At 56.7% G+C, this 25,864-nt stretch carries 22 protein-coding genes; 15 read left to right on the top strand and 7 right to left on the bottom strand.

The genetic code is table 11. The features are described 5' to 3' along the window. Positions 1–1,062 precede the first annotated feature (1,062 nt). The 4 genes from ACO07N_RS28080 to ACO07N_RS28065 all read left to right on the top strand — a co-directional run bounded on the left by ACO07N_RS28080 (position 1,063) and on the right by ACO07N_RS28065 (position 3,068). The gene (locus ACO07N_RS28080) at positions 1,063–1,353 is read left to right on the top strand and encodes a hypothetical protein (protein WP_421984159.1); all 291 of its coding nucleotides are present in this window, start codon (positions 1,063–1,065) and stop codon (positions 1,351–1,353) included. Positions 1,354–1,423: 70 nt separating this feature from the next. Beyond that, positions 1,424–2,341, top strand: a complete 918-nt coding sequence (locus ACO07N_RS28075; protein ID WP_421984158.1) for a glycoside hydrolase family protein — start codon at positions 1,424–1,426, stop codon at positions 2,339–2,341. After that, positions 2,341–2,739, top strand: coding sequence for a hypothetical protein (locus ACO07N_RS28070; protein WP_421984157.1), 399 nt, complete (start codon positions 2,341–2,343; stop codon positions 2,737–2,739). Before ACO07N_RS28075 ends, ACO07N_RS28070 begins: the two co-directional genes overlap by 1 nt. Next, positions 2,736–3,068 (top strand): hypothetical protein, encoded by a 333-nt coding sequence (locus ACO07N_RS28065; protein WP_421984156.1) that lies wholly within the window; start codon positions 2,736–2,738, stop codon positions 3,066–3,068. The genes ACO07N_RS28070 and ACO07N_RS28065 overlap by 4 nt, the downstream gene beginning before the upstream one ends. 18 nt (positions 3,069–3,086) lie before the next feature. On the opposite strand, the gene ACO07N_RS28060 is transcribed toward ACO07N_RS28065, so the two are convergent. Next, positions 3,087–3,782 carry a hypothetical protein gene (locus ACO07N_RS28060; protein WP_421984155.1) on the bottom strand — a complete coding sequence of 232 codons (696 nt, stop codon included), beginning with the start codon at positions 3,780–3,782 and terminating at the stop codon, positions 3,087–3,089. A 650-nt stretch (positions 3,783–4,432) separates the two neighbouring features. Between ACO07N_RS28060 and ACO07N_RS28055 the strand changes: the two genes are divergently transcribed. After that, complete coding sequence (locus ACO07N_RS28055; protein ID WP_421984154.1) at positions 4,433–5,050, top strand: sulfotransferase family 2 domain-containing protein; 618 nt, start codon at positions 4,433–4,435, stop codon at positions 5,048–5,050. Positions 5,051–6,168: 1,118 nt separating this feature from the next. Here ACO07N_RS28055 and ACO07N_RS28050 read toward each other — a convergent pair. The 3 genes from ACO07N_RS28050 to ACO07N_RS28040 all read right to left on the bottom strand — a co-directional run bounded on the left by ACO07N_RS28050 (position 6,169) and on the right by ACO07N_RS28040 (position 10,461). Beyond that, complete coding sequence (locus ACO07N_RS28050; protein WP_421984153.1) at positions 6,169–6,840, bottom strand: hypothetical protein; 672 nt, start codon at positions 6,838–6,840, stop codon at positions 6,169–6,171. 525 nt (positions 6,841–7,365) lie between these two features. Further along, on the bottom strand, positions 7,366–9,312 hold the full coding sequence (locus tag ACO07N_RS28045) for a multiheme c-type cytochrome (protein WP_421984152.1): 1,947 nt from the start codon (positions 9,310–9,312) through the stop codon (positions 7,366–7,368). A gap of 201 nt (positions 9,313–9,513) precedes the next feature. Continuing rightward, entirely contained in the window at positions 9,514–10,461 is a 948-nt protein-coding gene (locus ACO07N_RS28040; protein ID WP_421984151.1) for a GlxA family transcriptional regulator, read from the bottom strand. Between the two features lie 77 nt (positions 10,462–10,538). Here ACO07N_RS28040 and ACO07N_RS28035 point away from each other — a divergent pair, with 77 nt between their 5' ends. The 7 genes from ACO07N_RS28035 (at position 10,539) to ACO07N_RS28005 (ending at position 19,515) form a co-directional block, all read left to right on the top strand. Further along, complete coding sequence (locus ACO07N_RS28035; RefSeq protein ID WP_421984150.1) at positions 10,539–11,699, top strand: acyl-CoA dehydrogenase family protein; 1,161 nt, start codon at positions 10,539–10,541, stop codon at positions 11,697–11,699. A gap of 3 nt (positions 11,700–11,702) precedes the next feature. Continuing rightward, the gene (locus ACO07N_RS28030; RefSeq protein ID WP_421984149.1) at positions 11,703–13,739 is read left to right on the top strand and encodes an acetate--CoA ligase family protein; all 2,037 of its coding nucleotides are present in this window, start codon (positions 11,703–11,705) and stop codon (positions 13,737–13,739) included. Beyond that, positions 13,732–14,514, top strand: coding sequence for a carnitinyl-CoA dehydratase (locus ACO07N_RS28025; RefSeq protein WP_421984148.1), 783 nt, complete (start codon positions 13,732–13,734; stop codon positions 14,512–14,514). Before ACO07N_RS28030 ends, ACO07N_RS28025 begins: the two co-directional genes overlap by 8 nt. A gap of 10 nt (positions 14,515–14,524) precedes the next feature. Continuing rightward, positions 14,525–15,436 (top strand): 3-keto-5-aminohexanoate cleavage protein, encoded by a 912-nt coding sequence (locus ACO07N_RS28020; RefSeq protein ID WP_421984147.1) that lies wholly within the window; start codon positions 14,525–14,527, stop codon positions 15,434–15,436. After that, positions 15,433–16,851 carry a carnitine 3-dehydrogenase gene (locus tag ACO07N_RS28015; protein ID WP_421984146.1) on the top strand — a complete coding sequence of 473 codons (1,419 nt, stop codon included), beginning with the start codon at positions 15,433–15,435 and terminating at the stop codon, positions 16,849–16,851. The genes ACO07N_RS28020 and ACO07N_RS28015 overlap by 4 nt, the downstream gene beginning before the upstream one ends. A 172-nt stretch (positions 16,852–17,023) precedes the next feature. Beyond that, positions 17,024–17,620 (top strand): FMN-dependent NADH-azoreductase, encoded by a 597-nt coding sequence (locus tag ACO07N_RS28010; protein ID WP_421984145.1) that lies wholly within the window; start codon positions 17,024–17,026, stop codon positions 17,618–17,620. Positions 17,621–18,369: 749 nt separating this feature from the next. Further along, positions 18,370–19,515: a DUF2336 domain-containing protein gene (locus ACO07N_RS28005; RefSeq protein WP_421984144.1), complete on the top strand. Its 1,146-nt coding sequence runs from the start codon at positions 18,370–18,372 to the stop codon at positions 19,513–19,515. A gap of 15 nt (positions 19,516–19,530) precedes the next feature. Here ACO07N_RS28005 and ACO07N_RS28000 read toward each other — a convergent pair whose 3' ends face one another. After that, positions 19,531–20,157: a LysE family translocator gene (locus ACO07N_RS28000; RefSeq protein WP_421984143.1), complete on the bottom strand. Its 627-nt coding sequence runs from the start codon at positions 20,155–20,157 to the stop codon at positions 19,531–19,533. 88 nt (positions 20,158–20,245) lie between these two features. Between ACO07N_RS28000 and ACO07N_RS27995 the strand changes: the two genes are divergently transcribed. Beyond that, entirely contained in the window at positions 20,246–21,007 is a 762-nt protein-coding gene (locus ACO07N_RS27995; protein ID WP_421984142.1) for an extensin family protein, read from the top strand. 243 nt (positions 21,008–21,250) lie between these two features. On the opposite strand, the gene ACO07N_RS27990 is transcribed toward ACO07N_RS27995, so the two are convergent. Further along, positions 21,251–21,682 (bottom strand): BA14K family protein, encoded by a 432-nt coding sequence (locus ACO07N_RS27990; protein ID WP_421984141.1) that lies wholly within the window; start codon positions 21,680–21,682, stop codon positions 21,251–21,253. 181 nt (positions 21,683–21,863) lie between these two features. Here ACO07N_RS27990 and ACO07N_RS27985 point away from each other — a divergent pair, with 181 nt between their 5' ends. Both ACO07N_RS27985 and ACO07N_RS27980 read left to right on the top strand, forming a co-directional pair. Continuing rightward, complete coding sequence (locus ACO07N_RS27985) at positions 21,864–22,640, top strand: HugZ family protein (RefSeq protein ID WP_421984140.1); 777 nt, start codon at positions 21,864–21,866, stop codon at positions 22,638–22,640. Between the two features lie 562 nt (positions 22,641–23,202). Next, positions 23,203–23,847, top strand: a complete 645-nt coding sequence (locus ACO07N_RS27980; protein WP_421984139.1) for a DUF1062 domain-containing protein — start codon at positions 23,203–23,205, stop codon at positions 23,845–23,847. Positions 23,848–23,899: 52 nt separating this feature from the next. Here the strand turns inward: ACO07N_RS27980 and ACO07N_RS27975 are convergent, their stop codons facing one another. Then, positions 23,900–25,657: a methyl-accepting chemotaxis protein gene (locus ACO07N_RS27975; RefSeq protein WP_421984138.1), complete on the bottom strand. Its 1,758-nt coding sequence runs from the start codon at positions 25,655–25,657 to the stop codon at positions 23,900–23,902. Positions 25,658–25,864: the final 207 nt, after the last annotated feature.

Below are 25,864 nucleotides of genomic sequence, written 5' to 3'. Positions count from 1 at the left end.
CTGCCAAGGAGATAGGTAAGTGTTCCTAGGCTTTCTGGTGTCAGCAATTACCCTGGCACTTCGAATCTATTTCAATATCTATGCCTTCAAAAGAGATTCTAAAACACTCTTAAATTATGTTTCTTTGATTATTATCTGCACTTCATCATTTTATTTCTTCGCCGGAGTCTTTCTTGCGGGCACTTTTTTCTACGATCAAGAGTATCTCAGTGTTTACGCACTCTATACAGGACTTTGTTTTCTAATTCTCGATTCCCTTTTCAGCATTTTTCAAGTTGTCAGGGTGTTTGTTTTCAAATTTGGCATTCGGGTTCGCATCTACAGATGTCTGTCGCTCGCGATGATATATCTGACGGCTAATGCCGGTATGTTCATCGTGTTTTGGCTTGACCCGAAATAACGGACTCTGATGTCGAAGCCGAACGGCTGAAGAATGGATAGTTCAGCCGGATTTGGGCATCGCACGGAGTCCGGCTGTTGCATAAGAATTTTGTTGTGGAGGTCATGGCGGGGACGGAAGGGCATGACAATCCGAGCCGCTATCTGGGCCCACGGTATAGGTCGATACACTGCTTTCCGTTCTGACCACTGCCTTGCGATGCACTGTTGTGCGGCAAGCAATATGGCGGTCTCTGTGGAACAAGACTGATTGAAAAGAGCGCTCCCGGTTGAGCCGCGACGCCCAAGTTTCGCATTGCCGGGACGCCGGCAACCGCATCACACCATACGACCAGCGCTCGATCAAAGCTGATCTGCTGCCGATTTTTCAACACGCTTTGACCTGACAAAACGGTCTTCCGCAAACAAGACGACACCCTGACGTTACCTGGTCTGCGGCGCGCCAAAACTACATTTGGAACCAGACAGATTGAAAGATGGGTAAATGGAAACTATTGAACTTCGAATTGCGCCCTCAGCAGATCGTTTTCACGGGCATCTCTTCATCATCTACACCAAAGCCTCCGGCGAAGAGTTCATAATTCGAGGTGGGCCGGGCGCGTGGTGGATTTTTGACGATATCGATGTCGAGACCGGTCTTTACGCGAAGAAGCCGCACGGCAGTTGCTCAAGCTTGTGGAAGGCTATACGGGCGAGGAACGCGAAACCTGGCCGCTTCAAGTCGTCGAGGCAAGTGCTTACCTGGCTGACGACGCGTCGCCGGTACCCCTCATCAGCGCGATTGCTGCGGGCCGCGGAATGTCGCTGCCGGACTTCGCAAATCTCGTCCTCGCAAAACAGGCCACCTACAAGGCCAGCGTGTCGGCCGTTCTGGCAAAGCAGGGAAGCCTTCTTGCTCAGAGCCCGATACCCACCGACTACGCAATACAATTGGCAGCCGTCGCCAACGATTGAAAAAGTTAAAGCAGTCTGTGACGACCGCCCGCCATTCGTGGCGGTTTTTTTGTGCCTGAAAGGAAATCACATGCAAATCAGCAACAAGGGAATCGCCTTTATTGAGGCGCATGAAGGGTTTGTTGCGCGTGCATATCTTGATCCAGCCGGCGTGCTGACGATCGGGACCGGTTTCACCAATCGAAGTGATGTCTTCCGAGAATACTGGATTCGCAAGCACGGCCGTCCGTTAAAGTCCGGCGATGTGATCACGCGGGAAGAAAACCGGCGGATACTGACAGCCGCACTGGCAAACGAATATGAGCCGCCAGTCAAAGCCGGAATGCCACTGGACGCGCAGCAGCACGAGTTCGACGCGGCCGTATCGGCGACTTTCAATCTCGGCGCCCGTTTCATGCGCTGGAAGGCAGCCACGCTCTGGAAAGCGGGTAAGCGCAGAGCTGCGGCCGAGCACTGGGAAAGCAACTATTGCAGGGCTGGAGGCCGTGTGCTTCCGGGCCTGGTGCGCCGCCGGAAAGAAGAGGCCCACTTGTTCAGGACCGGGGTGTATCCCGTTTCTGCTGAAGGTTCGCCGCACTCGGCATCGGATCACAAACCGGCCCGTCCCGATCCGATTGTCGAGGAAGCGCAGGATGCCTTGAAACGCCTCGGTTTCGATCCGGGTGACATTGATGGCTGGATGGGCAAACGAACCAAACAGGCGGTTGCTGCCTATCAGCAGAGACATCCGCACCTGGAGAATGACGGGATCCTTGGACCGGCCACGCTTGCCCAGTTGCGACGGGATGTTCTTGCAGCCAAGGATGCTCTGGCGAAGGGGGGAGGGGTGACCTGTCTCCTGAGTCTCGGTACCTTGTTCTCCGGATTTCCCTGGTGGGCATGGGTTGCTGCAGGCGTTGCGGTCCTTGCCGTCCTCTATTTCGCCTGGAAGTATCGGGACATTCTCGCGCGCCGGATCAACACGCAGACCGGCCGGGAGGTTGCGTGATGTTGGCAAGTGTCATGAAGCTGTTCCTCGCCGGTCCCTTCAAACGGATCTTCGATACCGTCGATCACGCCGTTGACAATGAAACAAAGCGTCAGGATATCCGCGCGAATGCGCTCAACCGCTACGCGGAATCTGCAGCAATGGACCGTGCGGATGCCCGGAAATACCGGGTGTTCTGGATGGCGTGGGGGCTCTTCGTTTTCCCGCTCGGATGCTGGTGGGCACTTGTTCTGCTCGACACGGCCTTGACCGGTGTGTTTCAGGTCAGGCTCGGCATTGCGGACCTTCCCGAAAGCATACAGCCGACGGCTGATCTTATCTTCGCATCCATATTCGGCTCTGGCGGCGTCGTTCTCGCAAGCCAGGCAATCTCAAGCGCGATCAGGGGGCGGAAATGAAGACTGTGACTGACTGGTTACTCGCAATGCCGCTCACAAAGGTTGCCGTCATTGCCATTTTCGCCGTGATTGGAGCGGCTTTGCCAAAGGACCTGTCACCGCGTGATCGGCTCATGACCTTCTTTGTCGGCTTCATGGCGGCATTGGTGTTTGGTGAACCGCTGCGTGAAATCCTGTCAATGTCGGACAGTTGGGCGTTCGGCATGGCTGGCATTCTCGCCATGACCGGCCGGAATCTGGCTGTCTTCATCCTGCGTGCGTCCCGTGATCCGGTGGGGTCGGGAAAGCAATTGCTGGACTTGTGGCGCGGGACGCCGGGTAAGAGATAGACACCTGAAGAGAGCCCCTCAACCAGCTGGATTCAATTCCGCTTTAAGACGGCCGCCAGGCACCTCTTTGGCGGGAAAGATTGTTAGGGCGGAGAAACGTTCCATCTCTTCCGCAAGTTTCCCATATGTGTTTTCCAGTTCGGGCCTGCGCTCATGGCTCAGCCACGAACTTTGTCTTTCCCTAAACTCAGGGAACCGCATTTCACAGTTCAGGAATTGTCCCAGCTGATCGCAAACCGAGCCGTCGCACAGCGCTTCGTAGCGCACCGCGCAGAGCGTAAACTCCTGAGGTTGCATCCATGCGCGAAACTGCCTTTCCATCAGCAGGACATCGCGCTCAAACAGATTTTCGTGTTCGTCGGCAAACGGCGAATGTGCGTGGACATAGTGCTGCCTGCCAGGTCCTGCGAACGCCTTGAAAGATGAGACTGCCGCATTCATCGGGTTGCCGAACATGAATACGACCTTGACGTCTGCGTGCAGCGAGCGCGGCGGAAAATCGTGCGTCTTGTAAACATTCCCTTTCGCGAAATCTGTCCCGTTGATCGTCACAACGAAACCCGGTGCCTTGGAATAGTATTTGTTCGAGTTTACGACCGTGTCACGCACAAGTGTCGTTCCACATCGGCCTATTCCAGCAATCAAAACGGGAGGTTTGAACCGGACGGCGATTTTCCGACGAATTTTCTTAAACAACAGACTCTGCTCACTCATGGTTGTTTTTTCAAGAACGTGAGTGAGCAACCTATTGAGATTGTAGTTAGAGGAGTTATGCAGTAAGCGCAGTAATTTTTGGGCTATGAGTTCTTTGTCTTGCTTGGTGTACTTTTTTGTGAGCACTCTGCGCTATACTAAAGTCGAGTCCTTCGAATTCGTTTAACCAACGCGTTGAGAACAGACTAGAATCCACTCACTTGAAGGATCTTCTCGTAGATTTTGGAGTGGCTATGTTACGCGGAAGTCTAAAGCAATGATCTAAATAGAACGCTATGAACGAGCACTGTCAGGTGGAATAGTAGCGGCGCCAAATAATAGAAGTTTCAAAATTGAAGTTGTTATTTGAGTACTTAAAATGTTCACGGTAGCAAGTTAATTATATGTATCCTTTGAGATACGTCAGTCGGCTTATTCTGATTTTTTAATCTTGGCAATGCGTTCATTTCACAGTTGACTAAATGCACACGTTCCAATGTTGTCAACGCAAAGCGAGTTGATTTTCGCAAATGACATAACGCACAGGGTATTCAATTAGCTATCCTGCAAATACAAAGACTTGTGCTCGATGCAGCCAACTCTAAGTAAATTGTTCGAAAATGATGTTTGTGAACTCGTGTCGAGCCGTATTTTCTGCAACGGGAATATAAATGATATCTATAGAAAAAAAATTTATATTTATTCATGTGCCAAAAACTGCTGGAAATAGCATACAAGATGCATTGCGTGATTTTTCCGAAGATGAGATTGTAATTAATAGCCGTACGCAAGATGGCATCGATAGATTTGGAGTTAAAAGTAGTATTTATAAGAATTTGTCGAAGCATTCTCGCATGTGGGAGTATTATAACGCCCTTGGAAGGGAGATAGAGAATTACTACATATTTACAAGCATCCGAAATCCTTTTGACAAACTGGTAAGTTTGTATTTTTCGCCACATCGAGGAACTGTCGAATGGTCGGAAAAGTCTTTTGTTGAACTGGTCAAGAAGGCACCAACGCTAGAAGACTTCTTAACCATAAAGAAGGGTTTATTTTTTTCCCGTTCATTCGGGAAGGAGTTGGTAAGTAAATTTCTGCGATTTGAAAAAATTTCCGAAGATTTTTTGTCTGTGTGTGACGAATTAAATATTAGTGGTGTTGATCTAGAGCACAGGAATAAGTCATTCTCTCGTCTTGATTACAGGGATTGCTTTGATAAGAGGCTAAAAGAATTTGTTGAGAAGAAACATAAGTTTGAAATTAAACTTGGAGATTATCATTTTTAGTTTCGGAATTTGACTTTTTTGGCGCAGAGGTTCCATTGCTGCACAGGAGTTTGACGGCGATTTTGGAGGTGCGCAATCATGTTGATGATTGCACTGCTATTCGTTGTGGCCGCCAAGAAAATTCTTAGAGTTTTTCAAGTAAAGGATTTGATCGTAGATCCAGTTTCACAAAATATTACCTGAAATACTGGATTTTCAACGCCGGAAGGTCTTCGAATCCCGGGTTGAGAACCAGGCCCTTTTGCAGGACGAACTCTGCAGCTGCCAGGTCTTGTTGCGTGAGGTGAACTCGCACGAGAAAAATCCAGGCCTCTTCGAGTTGGGAGCCCTGCCGGGTTACTTCCTCGAAGGCGGAAGCTGCTGTGCGTGGAATCCGCGTCACTAAAGCGGCGCCAACGAGGCAGGCGTGGACGATGGTCCGGGCGGAAGCGTCGATAGCTATTGCGCTGCTGCCGTCCACACGATTTGGTGCAAGCTATACCCGCGGCGCACAATCGGTTCATGACCTGCTCTGCCAGCTTCATACCGCGTTTGTGTTCGTGGAGGCCTTTTTAAGAGGCGCTTTTGATGTCTGTGGATCGAGTATATGGCTGACGGGTATTCTTACCATTGCGGGACACAACCTCGCCGTCTTTTACCAACCTTCATAGATAGAAACCCATTTCATGGCATCAAACCGGTCCACTCGGTCAGGCGTGGTGCGCAGCGCGATGCCGGCGCATCGGGCAAGCGCCACAACGCAGCCGATGGCCGGTTTCATGCCACCGGAGGCCGGGTTCTTTTGCCCCAATGCCGCGTTGCGATTTGCTTGTAGTGCCGACACTACCGCGCAAACCGCGCCTTGCCTTGTGGCAAAACAATCCCGGTGAAATGGGTTTCTATCTATGACGGTTGGTATTAGTCCCGCGAGTCATCCGGGATCCGGTCAGGTCTGGTATGAGATTGCTTGACTTTCGGCTCAGGAGATCGGGAACGTCGAGGATGGGAACCTCGTTGTAACGAGGAGACCTTCCTTCATGCGTGGTCTACTCTGTAGGAATTGAAATCACACCTCGAAACGAAACTAAAACTACATTTACGCTGCGAGAAGGCTTCGCATTCTGGTCTTCAATACGGTTTTATTTACCTGAGACAACCTTAAGAACGATTTGTTTTTGTGCGTCGGTCAGCGAACAGCCTGCCCCTGGCTCTCCAAGATTGGACGATACGTGCCTTCCATGTAACTGTGTTGCTTTGTCGTAATCTTCAAAGACATGATTTTGAGTTTTCGATCTTATTTTTTTCACATTAAACTCGCGCTCGAAGGTCTCGATCTGATTTCTGGTGTAATGCACATTGAAAAAATTTGAAATTTGTTTGAATAAATAATCATAATTTTTGTAAAAAATATTGTATTCTAGCTCAAGTTTGTTTGTGAAATTGATTTTATTATTCGAGTGCCCGCTTTTCCTAAGTATATTTGCGAAGTGAGCGATGTTTTCGTCGCTGACTTCTTGGCCATGGGCATTTGCTAGGCTAACCAGGCAATCAAAAATGTTTCTCTTTGTTGTGATTATGGGAAGGTTGCAAAACTCATCGCTCATTGTGTGTGTTTTTATGATCTTAGTATTCGGGAGTATGTATTTGATTGCATTGAAAACTAGCGTGCTGCCCGAACGCGCCGGAGAAAACTGTATCACCTTAAAGGACTTTTTTTCCTTAACTCGCGAGACTTTCCAAGACAGTTTGAGTTTTTTTTCGGTGAGATTTCTATGTGCGATGATAAGAGGGTCAAGGAGGTCAAATTCCATGGGTTTTCCCGCTTACATGCGGCTATCGCTTTCTAGTTGTGTTCGATGTCCTGCCTCTCACGCTTAGCTTGATGTGCACTCATGCGGTTATGCACAATGCGCAAAATGACAATGTAGAGCTGGCTCCCGCAATCGCGAAGGGAGGTGCGGGCTCGGCAAATTCGTTACCCAGCATTTCTCGTTTTGCGTGCAGAGCGCTGCGACGGATCAAGCATGGGGTTGAAAACTCAAGCGTGCCTTGCATTCCCAATCGAACGAACGCCAAAAGCAGACCGTAACCTTTGATGGCTCGGAGGACGTTCACTCTGCATCCGGGTTGTGCTTCGCTTCTGATCCTTGCGCTTCGCGCAAACGGTGCGTTGCGCAATTTATCAGGAACATACACATTCTTCCCGATTGTGAGTTTTTCACAAATACGTACCTGCGCCACGATGGGTGTTGCGTGCGCCGATTTCTGTACGCCGCTCCTTCAGGCTATAGAGCGCTGCTGCAAACGGAGCGCGAGACCAACGAACGCAGAAAACCCTACCTGAAATACTGATTTTTCAACGCCAGAAGGTCTTCGTTTTCCGGGTTGAGAATCAGGCCCTTTTGCAGGGCGAATTCTGCAGCAGCCAGGTCTTGCTGTGCCAGGTGAATCCGCACGAGAAAAATCCAGGCCTCCACGAGTTGGGGGTCCAGCCGCGTTACTTCCTCGAAGGCGGACGCTGCTGCGCGGGGATTGCGCATCGCCAGAGCGGTGCCGCCGAGACTCATGTGAGTCTCGGGAAAATCGGATTTCGCCGCGAGCGACTGTTGCCATTCGCGTGACGCTGTCCGGGCTGCAGGCGAGGCATGCGCGGACGATGGTCCGGGGGGAAGCGTCAATAGCTGTCGCGCTGCCGCGATCCGGACGGCCTTTGCAGGATCTTCCAGTGCACGAAGGATATTCCCGTTCGCAATTTCTGCCGGAGCGTTGCGCTGTGCCGCGACAGCGGCACTTCGCACCAACGGGTCCGGATCGTCCAGCAGGTTCCCGGTGCGCTGTGCGAGCGCCGGATCCGGATCTCGCATCAAAAGGTCGAGTGCCGTCGCGCGGACGATTGCCGGATAGGTGGGCTGATTTGCAATCGCCAGGAGGTTATCACCGATGCCGGTGGTCCCCTCACGAGCGGCTGAGAAGACCTCGCCGAAATGGGGCTCCCGATGCCGACTGCCGGGAAAGCGCGCTTTCAGTATTTCGGCCGCCCATTCGGCTGTCTCGTCTTCGTGGCAGTCAGTGCAGGCATTCGGAGTTCCGATCCTGGATGAGACATCAGGCCTCGGAACCCGGAACGAGTGATCGCGCCGGCCATCGATACCCATATATGTGCGTTCGATCATGTGGCAGCTGACGCACTGCGCGCCTGCGGATCCCGTTTCGTGGAAGTGATGCGCCTCGTCGTCATAGTCTTTCAAGGTCAGGCTCGGGAAATCGCTGTTGCCGGCGGGCGAGTGACACTGTGTGCACGTCGCGTTGCCGTCAGCCCTCAGTTCACCGCTGTGCGGTTCATGGCAGTCCGAACACCGCACACCGGTCTGATGCATTTTTGACTGCAGAAACGAACCGTAGACATAGACCTCGTCGAGGATCTGCCCGTCCGGGTGGTAGAGACCTTCCCTCAGAAGCGCCAAACGGTAGGCGTCGTGAAAGGGCGTGCCCGGAAGGGGGCTTGACGCCTGAAACGGTTCGCGGCGCGCGTGACACGTGGCGCATTGCTGTATCTCGGTCTGTGCATGATCGGCAGAAAACTCGACGAGCAGTCCCAATTCATTGACGCCCGAAAACGCGCTCTCGCCCGGCGTTTCCGGTTTTGCCCAGGCCACATGCGCTTCGCCCGGTCCGTGGCATGCTTCACAACCCACGCCGATTTCACTCCACGCGCTCTGATATTGCCGGTCGCGCAGGCTGTAGTTCTTCCGGAAATCCGTTGAATGGCATTCCGCGCAGCGAGCGTTCCAGTTCTTGTAAGGACCGCTCCAGTGAAAACCGTCTTCAGGCGGCAATTCCTGCGACGGGTAGAGATGGTACCACTCCCTCCTGACCTGATCCCAAACGACATCGAAAGACTGTAACCGCCCCGGCTCCGTCTCAATCAGGTATTGCTGAAGCGGCGCAATCCCCCCGACGCCTGCGACCTTGAACGTCGTTGTCCCATCCCGGAAATCGTCAGTCTCGATGAAGAACGCGCCGTCCTTCTGAAAGAACCTGCTCTTGCGGCCGTCATGGACGAACTCGGCGTTTTCAAAGTCGCCGTCGACGGTTTCCTCTGAGGGCTCTGTCCAAGCCAGAGCGTGATGTGACTTTTGCCATGATTTCACCTCGGCCTCGTGGCAATCCGCGCATATCCCGGTGCCAACGAATTGCGGAACCTTGTCGTCCTGTGCATGTCCTGTGCTGGCGAGCCCGACGAGGGCCAGGAGAATTGCCACGCTGCGCATGATTGCCGACATACTCGTTTATCCCGGTCTGACCGTTGCTCAATTCAGCACAAAGCGCGTGTCAATGGATGATGTTTGACCAATACCCTGCCTGCTCGCTCTCAGGCATCGGGTATCGTCACGCGCGTTTTGTCAAGGTGCGCTCCCGGACATTCCGCCTTCGACGCGGCGCTCGCTCGAACCTGTGTCCGAGGCCTGGCGCAACGCGGTTGTTCAAGATGTGCGCCGGTAGTGCCCGGGCGGATGTCCGAATTCCTGACGAAAGGCCCTTATCATCGCGCTCGTGTTCCGGTATCCGCACCGTTCGGAAATTTCCGCTATGCTCAACCTAGTCAACTCCACTTGACGGCGGGCCTCGCGCAGTCGAATTCCCCTGTACACGGAAAGTGGTGTGGTCTGCATTTCTTCCCGAAACCGTTTTTCCAAGGACCTCTGATCGGAGCGGAGCTGTCTTGCCAGCTCGGGGATGGTCAAAGGCTGTTCCAGGTTTCTTCGCATGAGTGCCGTCGCGCTGCGAACAATCGCATCGGCCGACCAGCGTTGCAGCGGGTCCCGCATATCCAATTTGTCTCCGTGCATGAACAACGCCGCAATTTCCAGCGCGAACATCGGACTGTGTTCGCGGCGTATCAGTTCCAGGGTGAGTTCAAACGTGGTCGAAGCGCCGCCGCATGTTGCGAGGCCGCCATCAATGACAAACCTGTCCTCCACCGCCATGACATCGGGAAACGCTTCCATGAAGCTTGTGTATTCATCCCAGTGGATCGTTGCCTTGCGGCCGTCCAGCAGTCCGGCCTTGGCCAGGAGCCATGCGCCCGTGTCCATTCCGGCAACCGTCGCGTAACGCCGGTGTGCTGCGCGCAGCAACTGGCTCGTCTTCGGGTTTGACAATTCGCCATAACCGTAGCTCGGCATGATAAAAAGGTAGTCGCCGCGCTGGTCTGCACCGGCCAACGGCCTTGTCTCCACCGGCAAGCCGCTTGATGAGGTTACCTTTCCACCCGGCAGGCTGAAATGTTCCCAGACATAGAGTTTTTGACGCGCGATCGTGTTGGCGGCGCGAAAGGGCTCGATTGCGTTCGCCAGACAGTGATTTGAAAAATTGTCGAACAGCAGAACATGGATCGACCGGCTCCGGGACAATTTGTTCGAATTTTGCATAGTTTTCTACCAAAACTGCATATCAAGTTTCTGCCTGTTGTCTCACCTTTCATCACGGGTGACAACAGGAGGACGAGATGCATTTTGGTTTGAGCGACGAGCAGGACATGATCGTTTCGACGGTGCGCTCTTTCGTCGAGAACGAAATCTATCCTCATGAAACGCTTGTCGAAAAGACCGGGCAGGTTCCGATGGAACTCGGCGAGGAGATCAAGCGCAAATGCCTAGATCTCGGCTTCTATGCCTGCAATTTTCCCGAGGAAGTCGGCGGTGCCGGTTTGAGCCACCTGGACTTTACGCTGGTTGAGCGGGAACTCGGCCGCGGTTCCATGGCCCTGACGCATTTTTTCGGGCGGCCGCAGAACATTCTGATGGCCTGTACGGGCGAGCAGCGGGAGCGTTACCTGTTACCGGCCGTGCGCGGCGAGAAGATGGATGCCCTTGCGATGACGGAACCGGATGCCGGGTCCGATGTCAGAGGCATGAAGTGTCAGGCGGTCCGGGACGGTGGCGACTGGGTGGTTTCCGGGTCGAAGCACTTCATTTCCGGTGCAGAACACGCGGATTTTTTCATCGTATTTGTCGCGACCGGTGTCGACGAAACGCCGAAGGGGCCGAAAAAGCGGATCACCTGTTTCCTTGTCGATCGCGGCACGCCCGGTTTCGAAGTGCGGGAGGGCTACAATTCCGTCAGTCACCGGGGCTACAAGAACTACATTCTCTATTTCGACGGCTGCCGGCTTCCCGATGCACAGGTGCTCGGAGAGGTGGACGGCGGCTTTGCCGTGATGAATGAATGGCTCTATGCGACCCGGCTGACGGTTGCGGCGATGAGCGTTGGACGCGCGCGCCGCTGCTTCGATCACGCGCTTTCCTATGCGGCCGAGCGCGAGCAATTCGGCCAGGCCATTGCGAAGTTCCAGGGCGTGAGTTTTCAGATTGCGGACATGATCACCGAAATCGACGCGGCTGACTGGCTAACGCTCGCCGGCGCATGGCGCCTCGATCAGCACTTGCCTGCCAACAGGGAAATTGCCAGCGCCAAGCTCTATGCAACCGAAATGCTTGCAAGGGTCACGGACGCGACCTTGCAGATCCATGGCGGCATGGGCCTAATGGATGACTTTCCGATCGAACGCTTCTGGCGCGACGCACGTGTGGAACGGATCTGGGATGGGACCAGCGAAATCCAGCGCCACATCATCAGCCGCGATCTTTTCAGACCGCTCGGAGCCTAGTCGATGCAGGGCCTCGAGAAGCTTCTGCGTCCCAAGACCATCGCTGTTATCGGTGGCGGGTTCTGGTGCACGAATGTCGTGGCCGAATGCCGGAAGCTCGGGTTTGACGGCAAGGTTTGTGTCGTGCACCCGACCAGGGCGGAGATAGCCGGATGCCCGGCCGTGCAATCGATCGAGGAGCTGCCATTTGTTCCGGATGCAGCTTTTATCGGCGTCAACCGGCACACGACGGTCGGGGCCGTTCAATCCCTGTCAAGAATGGGGGCAGGCGGGGCTGTCTGCTTCGCGTCCGGATTTCGCGAAGCGGCTGCCGAACTGGCAGACGGTGAAACACTGCAGGATGCCCTGATCGCGGCTGCCGGTGACATGCCGATCCTGGGTCCGAACTGCTATGGTTTCATCAATGCGCTGGACGGAGCGGCGCTCTGGCCGGATCAGCACGGATTGAAAGCAGCAGAAAACGGCGTTGCGATCCTGACGCAGTCGTCCAACATCGCGCTGAACCTCACGATGCAAGCACGCGGGCTCCCGGTCGCTTATCTTGTTACTGCAGGAAACCAGGCGCAACGGGGACTGTCCGCCGTGGCAGATGCCTTGCTTGACGATGCACGGGTGACCGCAATCGGTTTGCACATTGAGGGCCTGGATGACCTGTCCGAATTCGTGCGGTTTGCGCGCCGGGCGCACGACGCCGGCAAACCTGTCGTCGTCTTGAAGATCGGCCGTTCGGAGCAGGCGCGTGCTGCAACGATTTCACATACGGCGTCGCTTGCCGGCAGCGCTGCGGGAGCAAGTGCCTTGCTTGCGAAGCTCGGCATTGCCGAGGTCAAAAGTCTTTCCGTTTTCCTGGAAACGCTCAAGCTGGTCCACGCCGTGGGGTCCCTTTCGGACAACAAGATTGTTTCAATGTCCTGCTCCGGCGGAGAGGCGAGCCTGATCGCCGATTCAGCCCTCGATCTGCCGGTCGCCTTTCCGGCGCTCAGTTTCTCCCAAAAAGACAAGCTGCAAGGTTTGCTCGGCCCCAAAGTCGCCCTGGCGAACCCCTTGGACTACCACACCTACATCTGGGGAGACACGGAGGCGATGAGCTCCGTGTTCGCCGCGATGCTGGAAGAAGAAGCGGCCTTCGGTATCGTTGTACTCGACTTTCCGCGCGGCGACAGATGCTCGGCCGACGAATGGCTCAAGGTCATCGATGCGGTGGAAGCGGCAAAAGCCAAATGCGGCAAACCCATGGGAATACTCAGCTCCCTGCCGGAGACGATGCCGGAAGACATTGCCGCTGATCTGCTGGCGCGCGAGATCGTTCCGATGATCGGCATGGATGACGGGCTCGCGGCCCTGGCGGCTGTCTCGAGGGCAGGTCGAACCCGAAGGGCAGGTGCGGTGCACATTCCCGCCGAGCCGACGATATCAGTCGAGTTCGGCGAGGAAAGGTCCAAGGGAATTCTTCAAAAACACGGCGTGCGCGTGCCTGAAAGCGGTTTGGCGAACAGTCCGGAAGATGCGGCCGCGGTGGCCGAGAAGATCGGGTACCCGGTTGTTCTGAAAGGAACCGGCGTTGCGCACAAGACCGAAGCCGGTGCCGTTGCACTTCGGCTGACTTGCGCAACAGAGGTTCTGGGGGCAGGCGCCAAAATGACGTCTGATACGTTTCTTGTTGAGGAAATGGTCTGTGATGTTGTTGCGGAGATGCTTGTCGGTGTTGTCCGGGACGCGGCCCACGGTCATGTTTTGACACTTGCCGCGGGCGGCGTCCTGACGGAGCTTCTTCAGGACTCGGTTTCACTCGTGTTGCCGGTCTCCCGGCAAGAGGTGGATGATGCGCTGGGCGGTCTCAGGATCGCACGTCTCCTTGACGGTTATCGCGGCAAGCCGGCGTGTGATCGCGAGGCAATTGTCGACGCCGTGATGGCAGTGCAATCCTTTGTTCTGTCGGGGCCGGTCGATGAGGTGGAAATCAATCCGCTGCTATGCGGCGAGAACTTTGCAATCGCGGCAGATGCGCTGATCAGAGGTGAGGAAATGAGCAATGGATAGCCCGCTGAAAATCCGTAAGGAAGACCAGATCCTCGAGGTTGTCCTCGACCGTCCCAAGGCCAACGCGATCGATCTCAAGACGAGCCGGCTGATGGGGGACGTCTTCACCGATTTTCGTGACGATCCGGACTTGCGCGTCGCAATCATCACCGGTGCAGGGGAAAAGTTCTTCTGCCCCGGTTGGGACCTGAAGGCGGCCGCTGACGGTGACGCGGTCGACGGTGACTACGGAAAAGGCGGGTTCGGTGGCCTGCAGGAATTGCGGGGCCTCAACAAACCCGTCATTGCGGCGGTCAACGGCATCTGCTGCGGCGGTGGTCTGGAACTGGCGCTGTCGGCAGACATTATCCTGGCAGCTGAGCACGCTGAGTTCGCGTTGCCGGAAATCCGTTCCGGGACTGTGGCCGATGCCGCCAGCATCAAGCTGCCAAAACGCATCCCCTACCATATCGCGATGGAAATGCTGCTGACCGGGCGCTGGATCGATACGCAGGAAGCAGCGCGCTGGGGGATGATCAATCATGTTCATCCCGCCGGTCAGCTCATGCAGGAGGCGTGGACACTTGCCAGGTTGCTGGCGTCGGGACCGCCGCTGGTCTATGCCGCGATCAAGGAAGTTGTCAGGGAGGCGGAGGCGATGACCTTCCAGGATGCCATGAATCGCATCACCAAGAGCCAGTTCGAAACCGTCGAGACGCTCTATCGTTCCGAAGACCAGCTTGAAGGCGCCAAGGCCTTTGCAGAAAAACGAGATCCGGTCTGGAAGGGCCGCTAGGAGACGAACAATGCCGCTACAAATGAACCGGAATGTTTTCATCACCTGTGCCGTCACCGGCTCCGGGTCGACGCAGGACAAGTCACCACATGTTCCGCGCAGCCCAAAGGAGATTGCCGACAGCGCGATCGATGCGGCAAGGGCGGGTGCCGCCGTCGTTCATTGCCATGTCCGGGATCCGGAAACCGGCGCACCTTCAAGGCGCCTGGAGCTTTACAGGGAAGTGACGGACCGTATCCGGGCAGCGGACGTGGACGTCGTGCTCAACCTGACCGCCGGTATGGGCGGGGATATCGTTTTCGGATCAACGGAAGCGCCTCTTCCGGTCAACGCGGCCGGAACCGACATGATCGGTGCGACCGAGCGCATGGCGCATATTGCCGAGTGTCTCCCGGAAATCTGTACGCTCGATTGCGGGACCATGAATTTCGCCGAGGCGGATTATGTCATGACCAACACGCCCGGCATGTTGAGGGCGATGGGATCCATGATGACCGAACTCGGCGTCAAACCGGAAATCGAGGCGTTCGATACCGGGCATCTGTGGTTCGCCAAACAGCTGGTCAGCGAAGGCACCCTTGCATCTCCCGCGCTTGTTCAATTGTGCATGGGCGTGCCCTGGGGCGCGCCGAACGACCTGAACACCCTCATGGCGATGGTGAATGCCATCCCGTCCGACTGGGCCTGGTCCGCCTTCAGCCTGGGCCGGGATCAGATGCCATATGCTGCTGCTGCCGTTCTGGCCGGCGGGAACGTTCGCGTCGGTCTGGAAGACAATCTGTTCCTGGAAAAGGGCGTTCTTGCGACCAATGCGCAACTGGTCGAGAAGTCCGTGAAGATCATCGAAGGAATGGGAGCGAAGATCATGGGGCCTGAGGAGGTTCGTTCCCTTCTCGGGCTGACGAAGAGGGCTCCAAGATGAAAGCCTGCATTGTCGGCGGTGGCGTGATCGGTGGTGGCTGGGCGGCCCGGTTTTTGTTGAACGGCTGGGACGTTGCGGTCTACGACCCCGACCCCGAGGCCGAGCGCAAGATAAACGAGGTTCTGGGCAACGCGCGCAGAAGCCTACCGTCCCTGTACGACTGGCTGTTGCCACCGGAAGGGAAGCTAACATTTCACGATAGCCTTGCCAGCGCCGTCGAAAGTGCCGACTGGATACAGGAAAGCATCCCGGAACGGCTTGAGCTCAAGCACAAGGTGCTTGGCGAGATTGGTGATCTGGCGCCGGAAAGCGCCGTCATCGGCTCATCGACATCCGGTTTCAAGCCCTCGGAACTAAATAGCGCGGGCGCGCGCGCGATCGTCGCCCACCCCTTCAACCCGGTCTACCTGCTTCCGCTCGTGGAACTGGTGGGCGATGGCGAGACCACAGCCAAGGCTGCCGGCGTCTTGCGCGGCCTGGGCATGTTTCCGCTTGTCCTGCGCAAGGAGATAGATGCGCATATCGCCGACCGACTGCTGGAGGCGGTCTGGCGCGAGAGCCTCTGGCTCGTCAAGGACGGCGTTGCGACCACCGAGGAAATCGATGAAGCCATTCGCATGGCCTTCGGCATCCGGTGGGCACAAATGGGCATGTTCGAGACATACAGGATTGCCGGCGGCGAGGCGGGCATGAAGCACTTCATGGCCCAGTTCGGCCCCGCACTGCAATGGCCCTGGACAAAGCTGATGGATGTTCCCGAATTCACGGACGAATTGGTGGATCTCATTGCCGGACAATCCGATGCCCAGTCAGGTCACATGAGCATTCGCGAGCTTGAACGCAAGCGCGACGACAATCTTGTCGGGATGATGCGTGCCCTGAAGAAGACGGACAGCGGGGCAGGTGGCGTAATCAACCGGCATGAAGCCTCGTTGTCCGCTCACGAAGACCCCGTCTTGCCGGTCACCGGCAGCAGGCACATTCCGCAAAGCTGGGTGGATTACAACGGCCACATGAACGAGACCCACTACCTTGAAGCAGGGGCGGCTGCCACGGACCGGTTCATGGAAATGATCGGTGCCGATGCAGACTACATCGCGTCCGGACGCAGCTATTTCACCGTGGAAACGCATATCCGCCATCTCGACGAGATGCTCGCTGGCGAGCGTCTCATCGTGACGACCCAGGTGTTGCAGGGCGAGGGCAAGAAGCTGCATCTGTTCCACTTCCTGAGGAAGGTGGACGGCACGCTGGTCGCGACTGTCGAGACGTTCCTGCTTCATGTCGATCTCAAAACGCGAGGAAGCTCCCTGCCGGGTGACCAGGTTGCCGAAAAACTGGGGCAATATGCCAAGACACACGCTCGGATGGAGATGCCGGAAGGCGCACAACGGTATGTCGCGCAACGTGGCTAGGTGTCTAGCGGCTCAAGCGTCGGATGTGGTTCCGACAAGGGGTTCTGTAAATGGCAAGCACTCACGGAAAACAGACTGTTCACTAAAATTAGCCTAGTTATACGTTTTCTCCCTTATTATCTCCTGATCAGGAACAAACCGCTGGTCCGTCTTGAACAGGAGAACGAACGTGATGAACGACGCCAACACCATTCTTCATATCGACGCTTCCGCCCGCAAAACCAACTCGGTGACACGGGAACTGACCAGTGCGCTGGTCGCCCGCCTGACCGAAAAGAACCCGAACGCCACGGTTCTCACCCGCGACGTTTCCACGGGGCTGCCGTTCCTCGATGAGGAATGGGTCGGGGCGAATTTCACCGATCCATCCCAGAGAAATGCGGAACAACAGGCGAAACTGTCCTTGTCCGATACCCTTGTCGATGAACTGAAATCCGCCGACACGATTGTCATCGGAACGCCGATCTACAATTTTTCGGTCCCGGCGGCACTCAAAGCCTGGATTGACCAGATTGCGCGCGCACGTGAAACGTTCAAGTACACGGAAAACGGACCTGTCGGTCTGCTTGAGGGCAAGAAGGCTTATGTGCTTGTTGCGTCCGGAGGAACAAAGGTGGGCTCCGAGATCGACTTCGCGGTCACGTATCTGAAGCAAGTGCTGGGTTTCGTCGGGATCAAGGATGTCACGATCATAGCTGCAGACCAGTTGATGGCGGATCCGTCCAAGAGGGAGAACGCCCTGGCACAAACGCTCGCACTTGCAGCGTGATCCAGCCCTGACAGAGGGGCATGTGGACAAAATGACGCGATACCGTCTCATTCAATGAGATTTCTGCACTCATTAATTGCAGGTAGAGGCATTTCGCTAAAGTGTTCACGCCAATTGGCCACCGCGTCGCGTCGGACATGATGCCCGACGCGAACGTCGAAATTGACAAGACAACACTGACAGCCGACGCCGGCCGACACCTTCTGGTGCGGCGGGCTCGAATGTCAGTTACTGTCAAAATTGTCTATCAACACATTTCCGAGTTTCGCTCTAAGGCGTTGTTTTTACTCGTTTCCTGCTGCCGAATCAAATGATCCCGACAACAATTGCAGCTAGAAATACAAATGCTGCGACAAAGGCAATCCTGTTCAGGTTCCGCGCTAGAGTCATCTGTCCGCTCCCGATTACCTCACGTTGACCCGGTAATCTTAGGCCAGTGAATCGACGAAACGAAGCAAAAAAGATGCTGCATTGCGGCGGAGGTCTCACACCAATAGATTGTGTTTTTGACCAATCCTCTCCTTAACGCCTTGATAACGAACGACTAGATGTCGAAAAAATGAGACATTGTTTGTCTGTGAGCGCCAGATCTTTTTTGATTTCGCCATTCGCCTTGACAGCCTGTTATCGATATCAATCCCGGTCTACCAGTCATCGCTCCCCGCTCGGCACACCGAAAAACCAGTAGCGTCCTGTTAAGAAGCTTCTGCTACGGTCCGCAAAGGCGTGTCGTGCGCTTCGGAGAAGCAATGATCAATCTGTCGAAACTTGCGGAGCTGGCAAAGGATTCCAGTGCCACCGGGCGCAAAGGCCTCATCGGTGCGCTGACGGACATGTTTGTCGGTGCCGGCAAGGACCGCGACGAGCAGATCAGCCTCCTCTTCGGTGACATCGTTCTGAAGGTTCTCGGGCAGCTTGAAGAAGAAACCCGCATGATCCTTGCCAAAAGGGTGTGTCATGAGAACGACGCACCGCATGAGTTGATGGTGAAACTGGCCAACGACTCCATTTCCGTCGCCGAACCGGTCCTTGAAAACAGTCTGGCGCTGACCAGCGAGGACCTTGTCGATATCGCGTCCAACGCGTCAATGGCGCACCTGGGAGCGATTGCCGGCAGGAAGACCGTCGACAAGGCTGTCACGACGGTGCTCGTCGATCGCGGTGACAGCAGAGTCCTGAAGCGGGTTGCCGAGAACGAAGGCGCGGAGTTTGCTGAATCCTCCTTCCTGAGACTTGTCGAAAAAGCCCGCTCCGACGAATCCATTCAATCCGCGCTGGTCAATCGTCCGGACTTGCCGGAGGAAGCTGCGCATGCCCTGCTGCCGTTTCTCACGGATGCATTGAAGGAGCGGATCACCGCGCTCGGGGCCGACAATACGCTGGTGAACCTGCTGGCGCAGCGTGCCGCCACGGAGGTTGCCGCGCGCGCCCACAAGCTGGACGACGCGCGCGAGGAATCCAATGCCCTCATCAACGACGTCCTGGGCAACAAGACCCGGATCGACGATGCGGTCACGTCCTTCGCCCGCGCGGACAGGACGGCCGAACTGGGAATGCTGCTGGCCAGGGTCAGCGATTTGCCGCCGGCAGCGGTCTCGCAACTGCTGTTCAGTGCGAGCGACAAGCCGCTCATCATTCTGTGCAGGGCTAACGGCGTCACGGCCGAGGCCTACAAGGACATCCTGACCATGCGCGCGCGCCGGCTCCGCATCGGTGGCCTTGAATTGAACGCGGCGATCAAGCGCTACGCCGCGCTCAGCGAGGAAGGCGCCAAGCGCTCCCTGGAAACGCTGAAGAAATCCGGGGCCTCTTTCGGCCTAAAGACCGAAGAAGAGGCAAAAAAACGGCCCAAGCCGAAGGTCAAGCGCGCAACGGCGTTTGCATCCAGCCGCTAACGGCGTGCTGCCTTCTTAACCGGTCGATCTTTGCAGTGTTGCCGTCATGGCCGCTGCCGATATCAGAAATCCTCCGCCGACCCTGTTGACCAGTCGAAGCAGGGACGGGCTCCTGAGCTTCTGACCGATCGCCGCCGCAGCGAACGCATAAACAGCCGCGTTCAGGATCCCCAGCACAACAAATGTCGTTCCGAGCAGAAAAAGCTGCGGCGCCACGGACGCCTGCGGTGCGATGAAGTGCGGCAGAAATGCCATGAAGAACACGATGCCCTTAGGGTTCAGCGATGTCACGACATAGGCATGCCAGAAGATCTTCCGCGCGGAAATATGCTCCATCTGCTGCACGTTCTGCACGGCGGGACGGCTGCGCCACATCTTGATCCCGAGCCAGACCAGATAGGCGGCGCCAACCCATTTGAGAACCGAGAACGCCGTAGCGGAGGCCGCCAGGATTGCCCCCAGGCCCAGCAGGGACACCGCCGCGGCGGTTGCATCGCCGAGCCCGACCCCGAGAACACTTGCAAAGGCCGAGCGTCGTCCCTGGGTCAGGGCGTAGCTGACCACGAGCATGATCGTTGGCCCGGGGATCGCGAGGACGATGAGGGTTGCCACCACATAGGCGGAAAAGAGTTCAAGTGTCATGCGTGTGTCTCGACATTCGAAATGCGCTGAGGGATGCTGGCCGGCAGTCAGCCACATTTGAATCATGCCTGCAAGTCAAGAGGGGCGAATGCACAAGAGACTGCGCTTCGGGTTTTCGGCAACTGTCCTTTTGATCACCTCTTCGGTTCTTGCGGTGGCCGCCGAACCCGTCCCGGCACCCAAGCCGCTTGCAGAGACAGACAAGACGGAGCCCGGGAACGCGATCGCCTCGCCCGTGCCGACGCCGAAGCCCGGACAGGCTCCAGGAGTGGGCAGCTTGCCTTCAAAAGACGCTGCGGCCTGCGACTTGCCGGGCATGGTCTTCGAGATCCTTCCCCCGGTTCGCGGCGAGTTCTCCGGGGACGCCGGCTGCGGCATCGAAAGTCCGGTCAGGCTGACAGGCATCCAGCGGGAAGGCACTCAGGTGCCGCTTAAAGGGGCGGTCACGGTGTCCTGCGCGTTTGCGAAAACCTTTTCCGAATGGCTTCAGAGCGATGTGCTTCCGGCAGCCGAGACGCATTTCGATGGCGGTATCAGGTCGATCACCACCGGACCGGGATATCAATGCCGCCGGCGCAACAACCAGCCGGACGGCAAACTGTCCGAGCATGCGCTGGGTAAGGCGGTTGATCTCTCCGGCTTTGCGATGAAGGAGGGGGGCTCCGTTTCCGTGGAGACGGACTGGGGCAAGGACACACCGGAGGGCCGCTTTCTGACGGACATCCACAAGAGCGCCTGCGCGCGGTTCACGACCGTGCTCAGTCCGGAAGGCGACGAGTTCCACAAGTCCCACCTGCATGTCGACATCGGCTGCCACGGCAAGACCTGTACGTATCTGATCTGCCAGTGAGTGGAATTTTTAAACGGGCGGCCACAGTGCCCATCTCGGGTCAGTGCGGATTGTCATCCGAACGAACCCTGTGTGGTATCAGAGGCTTGGGCACTGTGACCAAACGTTGACCTGCTCTGGGGTCCTGAGGAAGGTGCGGGAAGCACTCACGGTCAAGAAATCTTCAAAAAAGCGGCAGCAGGCGAAGGTCAGTTCGGCTGACGGGGTGCCTGCTGCCGGAAGGTGCGGGGCGAACTCGGAAAGTTACTGGCAGAAACGCTGCTCGCCCCGATAGGTGGTGTAGGTGCCGGTCGAGGGATTGAACGACCGGAATTTCGAGGAGCAATACTGGTACCAGGCCGGGCTCCAGGGCTGGTATCCGACTGCGCCGTGCACCTGTCCCGGGTAAGGGGCAGGCGGGTAGTAGGTTGCCGGCGGCGGGGGCGGCGGTCCTGCATAGGCCGGGCGGTTGGCCGCACCGAGCAGGATGGCGCCTGCCGCAAGGCCAATGACGCCGGCGGCGACGGCTGCGCCGACATTGTTGTTGTTTCTGTGGCGCTTGTGGTTGTAGTGGTAGCCGCCGTGATGGTGGCCCTGCCAGCCCCGTTTCGGGCCGGCCTCGGCCGTTGCAATTGTCGGAACGAGAAGGGCGCCGGACAGGGCGACGGCAATCAGGCGTTTGCTCAAGGTTTTCATCTGTTTCTTCTCCAGGTGCCTGCGCCTTTTTGTGTCCGGCGCCGTATCTGATGAGGGGACATTCGCATACCGGCCCTGAACGGGTTCTGAGATGCCCGTTCATCTTGCGTTCAGGTTCGCGCTGTGGTGTTTCTTGCCGTGCAGAGGAACAGCCGGCTGTCCGCGAACCCAGGAGACAGGTGTGAACACGCCCAACGAGAATGCCAAGGAACCGATGTCGCCCATCCGCGAAACCGACGACCAGTCGCGCCGCCTGGCGAAGGACCTGGTCCGGACCGCGCGCTTCGGCGCGTTGGCGGCGATCGAGGCGGGCACCGGTCATCCGCTCGCCAGCCGGGTGGCGCTCGCGACCGATCTCGACGGAACGCCGATTATCCTCACGAGCACCCTGTCGGGCCACACATCCGCGATCCTTGAAACCCCGGACTGTTCGCTGCTGGTCGGGGAGCCGGGCAAGGGGGACCCGCTTGCCCATGCGAGGATCTCCCTGTTTTGCACGGCGGTACGCATCGAGCGGGAAAGCGAGACGCACAAACGGCTGAGGCGGCGCTATCTCGCGCGCCATCCCAAGGCTGAGCTTTACGCCGATTTTGGCGATTTCGCCTTTTTCAGGCTCGAGCTCAAGCGGGCGAGCCTGAACGGCGGTTTCGGCAAGGCCTTTGAACTGCAGCAGGCAGATCTTCTAACGGTGCTCGGCGACGAGAAGAGCTGGCAGGCGATGGAGGAAGGCGCGGTCGAGCACATGAATGACGACCACGCGGATGCAATCAAGCTCTACGCGGAGGTTCTGTGCAAGGGCGAGGCGGCCAATTGGCGCTTGTCCGGTCTTGATCCGGAAGGACTGGATCTTGTTTCGGGCGACAGGATCGAGCGGTTCTGGTTCGAGACTGCGCTCGAAAGGCCCGAAGACTTGCGCAAGGTCCTGGTCGAGCTCGCCAAGCAGGCGCGCGACGTCTAGGGTACGGACCCATAAATGAAGTCAATTTGGTTTGGATCGTTTTGACCAGCTGCGAGGAGCGAAAGCGCAGGAAATGTGGTTCATTTTCAAGCCTTTCGCGACGATGTAGATGGTCAAAACGGCCAAATCCGAAGGACGGCAAAATGGCTTTACCTAGCAGCGTCACCGCGCTTGACCGGGCATAAAGCCCGCTCTGCGCACGCTTCCTCGCGAGATTTTGCCATTTCTGCCGCCAAATCGGCTTCATTTATGGGTCCGTACCCTAGGGCCTTGTTCAGGCCGGCGGCATCAGCTAGAAAAAACCTTCGTTTCAATCAGGACGATTATCTTGCCTACGCTCTGACCGGTCTTCGTATCCGCTTGTCGCTCTTTTGAGCGACGTTCTGACTTGTTCGTCATGCGGCGGATCGGGACCGGTGTGGCTTGGCCCTGCCGTATTGATTTTCCGATACGTCCACTCAACTGATTTCCCCTGACAGCCAGACCGATGTCTGCCGGTGCTTCTGCCTGCAGGCTCCCGACTGACCGGTGGCGGACTTCCTTCAAAAGGAAGGCCGACGGAATGTCATTGCCTCTTTATGTCCAGTGGAAAATCCTGGGCGCAAACACCCTCTATATCGAACGCCACTGCGCCGGCTGTGGCCGCAACACGCCTTTCGTGTCAACGGACAAGTTCCGGCTGAATGCCAACGGAAACCGTCTCGATGCCTGGCTGGTCTATGCTTGTCCTGCCTGCGGCAATCGCTGGAACCGCACGCTGTTTGAGCGCCGCCCTGTCCGCTCGCTGCCACAGGCGACGATCGACGCCCTTCAGGAAAACGATGCCGGGTTCGCCCGCACTTTTGCGGCGCAGCCGCCGAGGCGCACCGACGGCTTCCGGCGCGGCGCGGCTGGCCCCTTCAGGATCGAGAAGACCATCCTGTCCCTTGCAAGGTCGGTTGACGACACCCTGGACCTGGTCCTGCTGAATCCGGCGAACCTGCACGTCCGGCTCGACCGCGTGCTTGCCGAAGGATTGGCGGTGTCCAGGGCGACGGTGCATAAGCTTGCGGCGACCAGCGTCTTTCGTTCGCCGTTGATGTCCAGGAAAGTGCTCAGGCAACCGATCCGCGAGCGAAGCGTGCTCGAAATGCAGGGCCTGAACCAGCATGTGCTTCCTGACCTGCACGAGAGACTGCTCCGGCAAGGCCAGACTCAGGGTGAATGAAATTGCCATGTGCCTTTGGCCGGACCTCTGTTTCCAGCCAACGCGGCTGCGCTCAGGCTGCGCGCAGATGACCGAGAAAATCGGAGAGCCCGTTCCGGATGGTCGCGATCTGCTTCGACACATTGTCGACCCCATCCGCAACTTCCTTCGCCCGTGAACCGGAAAGCTGCGCGGCCTGGTTCACCTCGATGATGTTCCGCGAGATGTCCTCACTTCCGTGAGCAACTTCGGTCGCGTTTTTCGCGATTTCAGAGGTCACGGCGTTCTGTTCCTCGATCGCGGAGGCAATACCGGAAATCTGTTCCCGGATCGCGCTGACGGACGCGACCACTTTGTGGATGGCCTCCGAGCATGTCGCGGCGCCGGATTGAACACCGGTCAGTTGCGTCCCGATCTGGTCGGTCGCCTGTCCTGTCTGGGTGGCAAGCGCCTTGACTTCAGAGGCGACCACTGCGAACCCCTTGCCGGCTTCACCGGCGCGGGCAGCCTCTATGGTCGCGTTCAGGGCCAAAAGGTTTGTCTGGTCGGCAATGTCGCTGATCAGCTTGAGAACCTCGGTGATTTCTTCGGCGGCAGAGGACAGATGTCCGACGGTTTCGTTGGAAGTCTCCGCCTCATCGGTGGTTTGCGACGTGGAACTGCTGGCCAGTGTGACCTGGCGGCTGATTTCGTGAATGGAGCTTGCGAGTTCCTCAGACGCCGAGGCGACGGATTGCACGCAGGCCGTCGATTCTTCGGCAGCCGCTGCCACGGTGTTGGACCGGTCCACGGTTTCGTCACTGTTGCGGGTGAGTTCGTGCGCACCTTCGGTCAGGTCCTTCAGAACCAGCACCACCGCCTCGCAACTTGCCATGAGCTGGCCTTCCAGTTCATCGGCAAGCCGCAGGCGCGTGTCGCGCCGGTCCGCTTCCGCCTGGATCTCTTCCTCGCGGGCCTGTTCCTGCAGGCGTTTCATCTCGATCATGTTGATCCGGAAGGCCTCGAATGCCTCCGCCACCTGGCCGATTTCATCGCGAGAGCGCACACGCACATTGACCTCGGTGTTGCCCCTGGCGAGTTCGGAAAGGCCGCCCGACACTTCTTTCAACGGTTTGGAAATCACGAAACGCGCAAACAGGATCGATCCCACGATGCAAAAAAGGAACGTTACCACAGACACGATCGTGATCTGTTCAAGTGCCTGTTTTTCATGTTCTTCCGCCGCAACTGCGGCTGCGAGGGTGAACCGTTCGATCTCTTCCAGAAGCGCGATAAGTTCATGGTCGAGCCGCTCCTGTTCTTCTTCCAGGGTCACGAGAAGGGTATTGGCGGCCTCAAAATCGTCGATCTCGACGAGATGCATGATCTCGTCGACGTGGTCCTTGTACTGGGCGTATTCCGTCTCGATGCGCTTCAGCTGGCGAACCGCCATGGCAAATTCCTTTTGCTCGGCTTCCGAGCTGCTGTTCGCCAGTGCGTATTCGGCAAGTTTTTCCGCTTTCAGGATTTCGTCGGCGACCTGGAGCTCGAGCTTTTGAAGCCGCACCTTCATCGCCTTGAAACCTGCCTTTTCGGTCTCGGAGCGGACACCGGCAACCCGCATCATGCGTTCGACCAGCGCCGCCTGCTCCAACTGATGATTGGTCACGTGGCTGATGGCTTCGGTAAGGGGAATGTCCTTCTCGGCAATGTTGGCGAGTTCTCTGCCGATAAGGTTCATCTGAAAGATCGAGACCGCGGACACGACAACCAGGCCGATGCACAAGAATGCAATCAATGCGAGAATTTTGGCGGCAACCGAATGTGAAACCGGATTTGGCAGTCGTAGCATGTTTGTCTCGCAATTCGTCTGAATTACCTGAAAACGTGACGTAATTTATTTATTTTAGGCGATTGCCCGTTGAAGATTCGGTTAAATCTTTTCCCTCAGGACTTAGTTGTAAATTTCGCTTATTGATAGAAATAGCGACTGCCAAGTTGACCTGCAAAAAAGAAAGCCGCTCTCCAAGAGAGCGGCTTGCCGGACACCTTTGGTGTG

The organism is Roseibium sp. (genome assembly GCF_965229775.1).
Lineage (GTDB): Bacteria > Pseudomonadota > Alphaproteobacteria > Rhizobiales > Stappiaceae > Roseibium.
This window is presented reverse-complemented; position numbering and strand designations above follow the sequence as displayed.

Coding starts and splice junctions, on each gene's coding strand:
- ACO07N_RS28025 (WP_421984148.1), top strand. CDS start 13,732: ATGGATAGCCCGCTGAAAATCCGTAAGGAAGACCAGATCCTCGAGGTT.
- ACO07N_RS27995 (WP_421984142.1), top strand. CDS start 20,246: ATGCACAAGAGACTGCGCTTCGGGTTTTCGGCAACTGTCCTTTTGATC.
- ACO07N_RS28065 (WP_421984156.1), top strand. CDS start 2,736: ATGAAGACTGTGACTGACTGGTTACTCGCAATGCCGCTCACAAAGGTT.
- ACO07N_RS28060 (WP_421984155.1), bottom strand. CDS start 3,782: ATGAGTGAGCAGAGTCTGTTGTTTAAGAAAATTCGTCGGAAAATCGCC.
- ACO07N_RS27975 (WP_421984138.1), bottom strand. CDS start 25,657: ATGCTACGACTGCCAAATCCGGTTTCACATTCGGTTGCCGCCAAAATT.
- ACO07N_RS28070 (WP_421984157.1), top strand. CDS start 2,341: ATGTTGGCAAGTGTCATGAAGCTGTTCCTCGCCGGTCCCTTCAAACGG.
- ACO07N_RS27980 (WP_421984139.1), top strand. CDS start 23,203: ATGTCATTGCCTCTTTATGTCCAGTGGAAAATCCTGGGCGCAAACACC.
- ACO07N_RS28040 (WP_421984151.1), bottom strand. CDS start 10,461: ATGCAAAATTCGAACAAATTGTCCCGGAGCCGGTCGATCCATGTTCTG.
- ACO07N_RS28010 (WP_421984145.1), top strand. CDS start 17,024: ATGAACGACGCCAACACCATTCTTCATATCGACGCTTCCGCCCGCAAA.
- ACO07N_RS28050 (WP_421984153.1), bottom strand. CDS start 6,840: ATGGAATTTGACCTCCTTGACCCTCTTATCATCGCACATAGAAATCTC.
- ACO07N_RS28055 (WP_421984154.1), top strand. CDS start 4,433: ATGATATCTATAGAAAAAAAATTTATATTTATTCATGTGCCAAAAACT.
- ACO07N_RS28005 (WP_421984144.1), top strand. CDS start 18,370: ATGATCAATCTGTCGAAACTTGCGGAGCTGGCAAAGGATTCCAGTGCC.
- ACO07N_RS28075 (WP_421984158.1), top strand. CDS start 1,424: ATGCAAATCAGCAACAAGGGAATCGCCTTTATTGAGGCGCATGAAGGG.
- ACO07N_RS28035 (WP_421984150.1), top strand. CDS start 10,539: ATGCATTTTGGTTTGAGCGACGAGCAGGACATGATCGTTTCGACGGTG.
- ACO07N_RS27990 (WP_421984141.1), bottom strand. CDS start 21,682: ATGAAAACCTTGAGCAAACGCCTGATTGCCGTCGCCCTGTCCGGCGCC.
- ACO07N_RS28015 (WP_421984146.1), top strand. CDS start 15,433: ATGAAAGCCTGCATTGTCGGCGGTGGCGTGATCGGTGGTGGCTGGGCG.
- ACO07N_RS28000 (WP_421984143.1), bottom strand. CDS start 20,157: ATGACACTTGAACTCTTTTCCGCCTATGTGGTGGCAACCCTCATCGTC.
- ACO07N_RS28030 (WP_421984149.1), top strand. CDS start 11,703: ATGCAGGGCCTCGAGAAGCTTCTGCGTCCCAAGACCATCGCTGTTATC.
- ACO07N_RS28020 (WP_421984147.1), top strand. CDS start 14,525: ATGCCGCTACAAATGAACCGGAATGTTTTCATCACCTGTGCCGTCACC.
- ACO07N_RS28045 (WP_421984152.1), bottom strand. CDS start 9,312: ATGTCGGCAATCATGCGCAGCGTGGCAATTCTCCTGGCCCTCGTCGGG.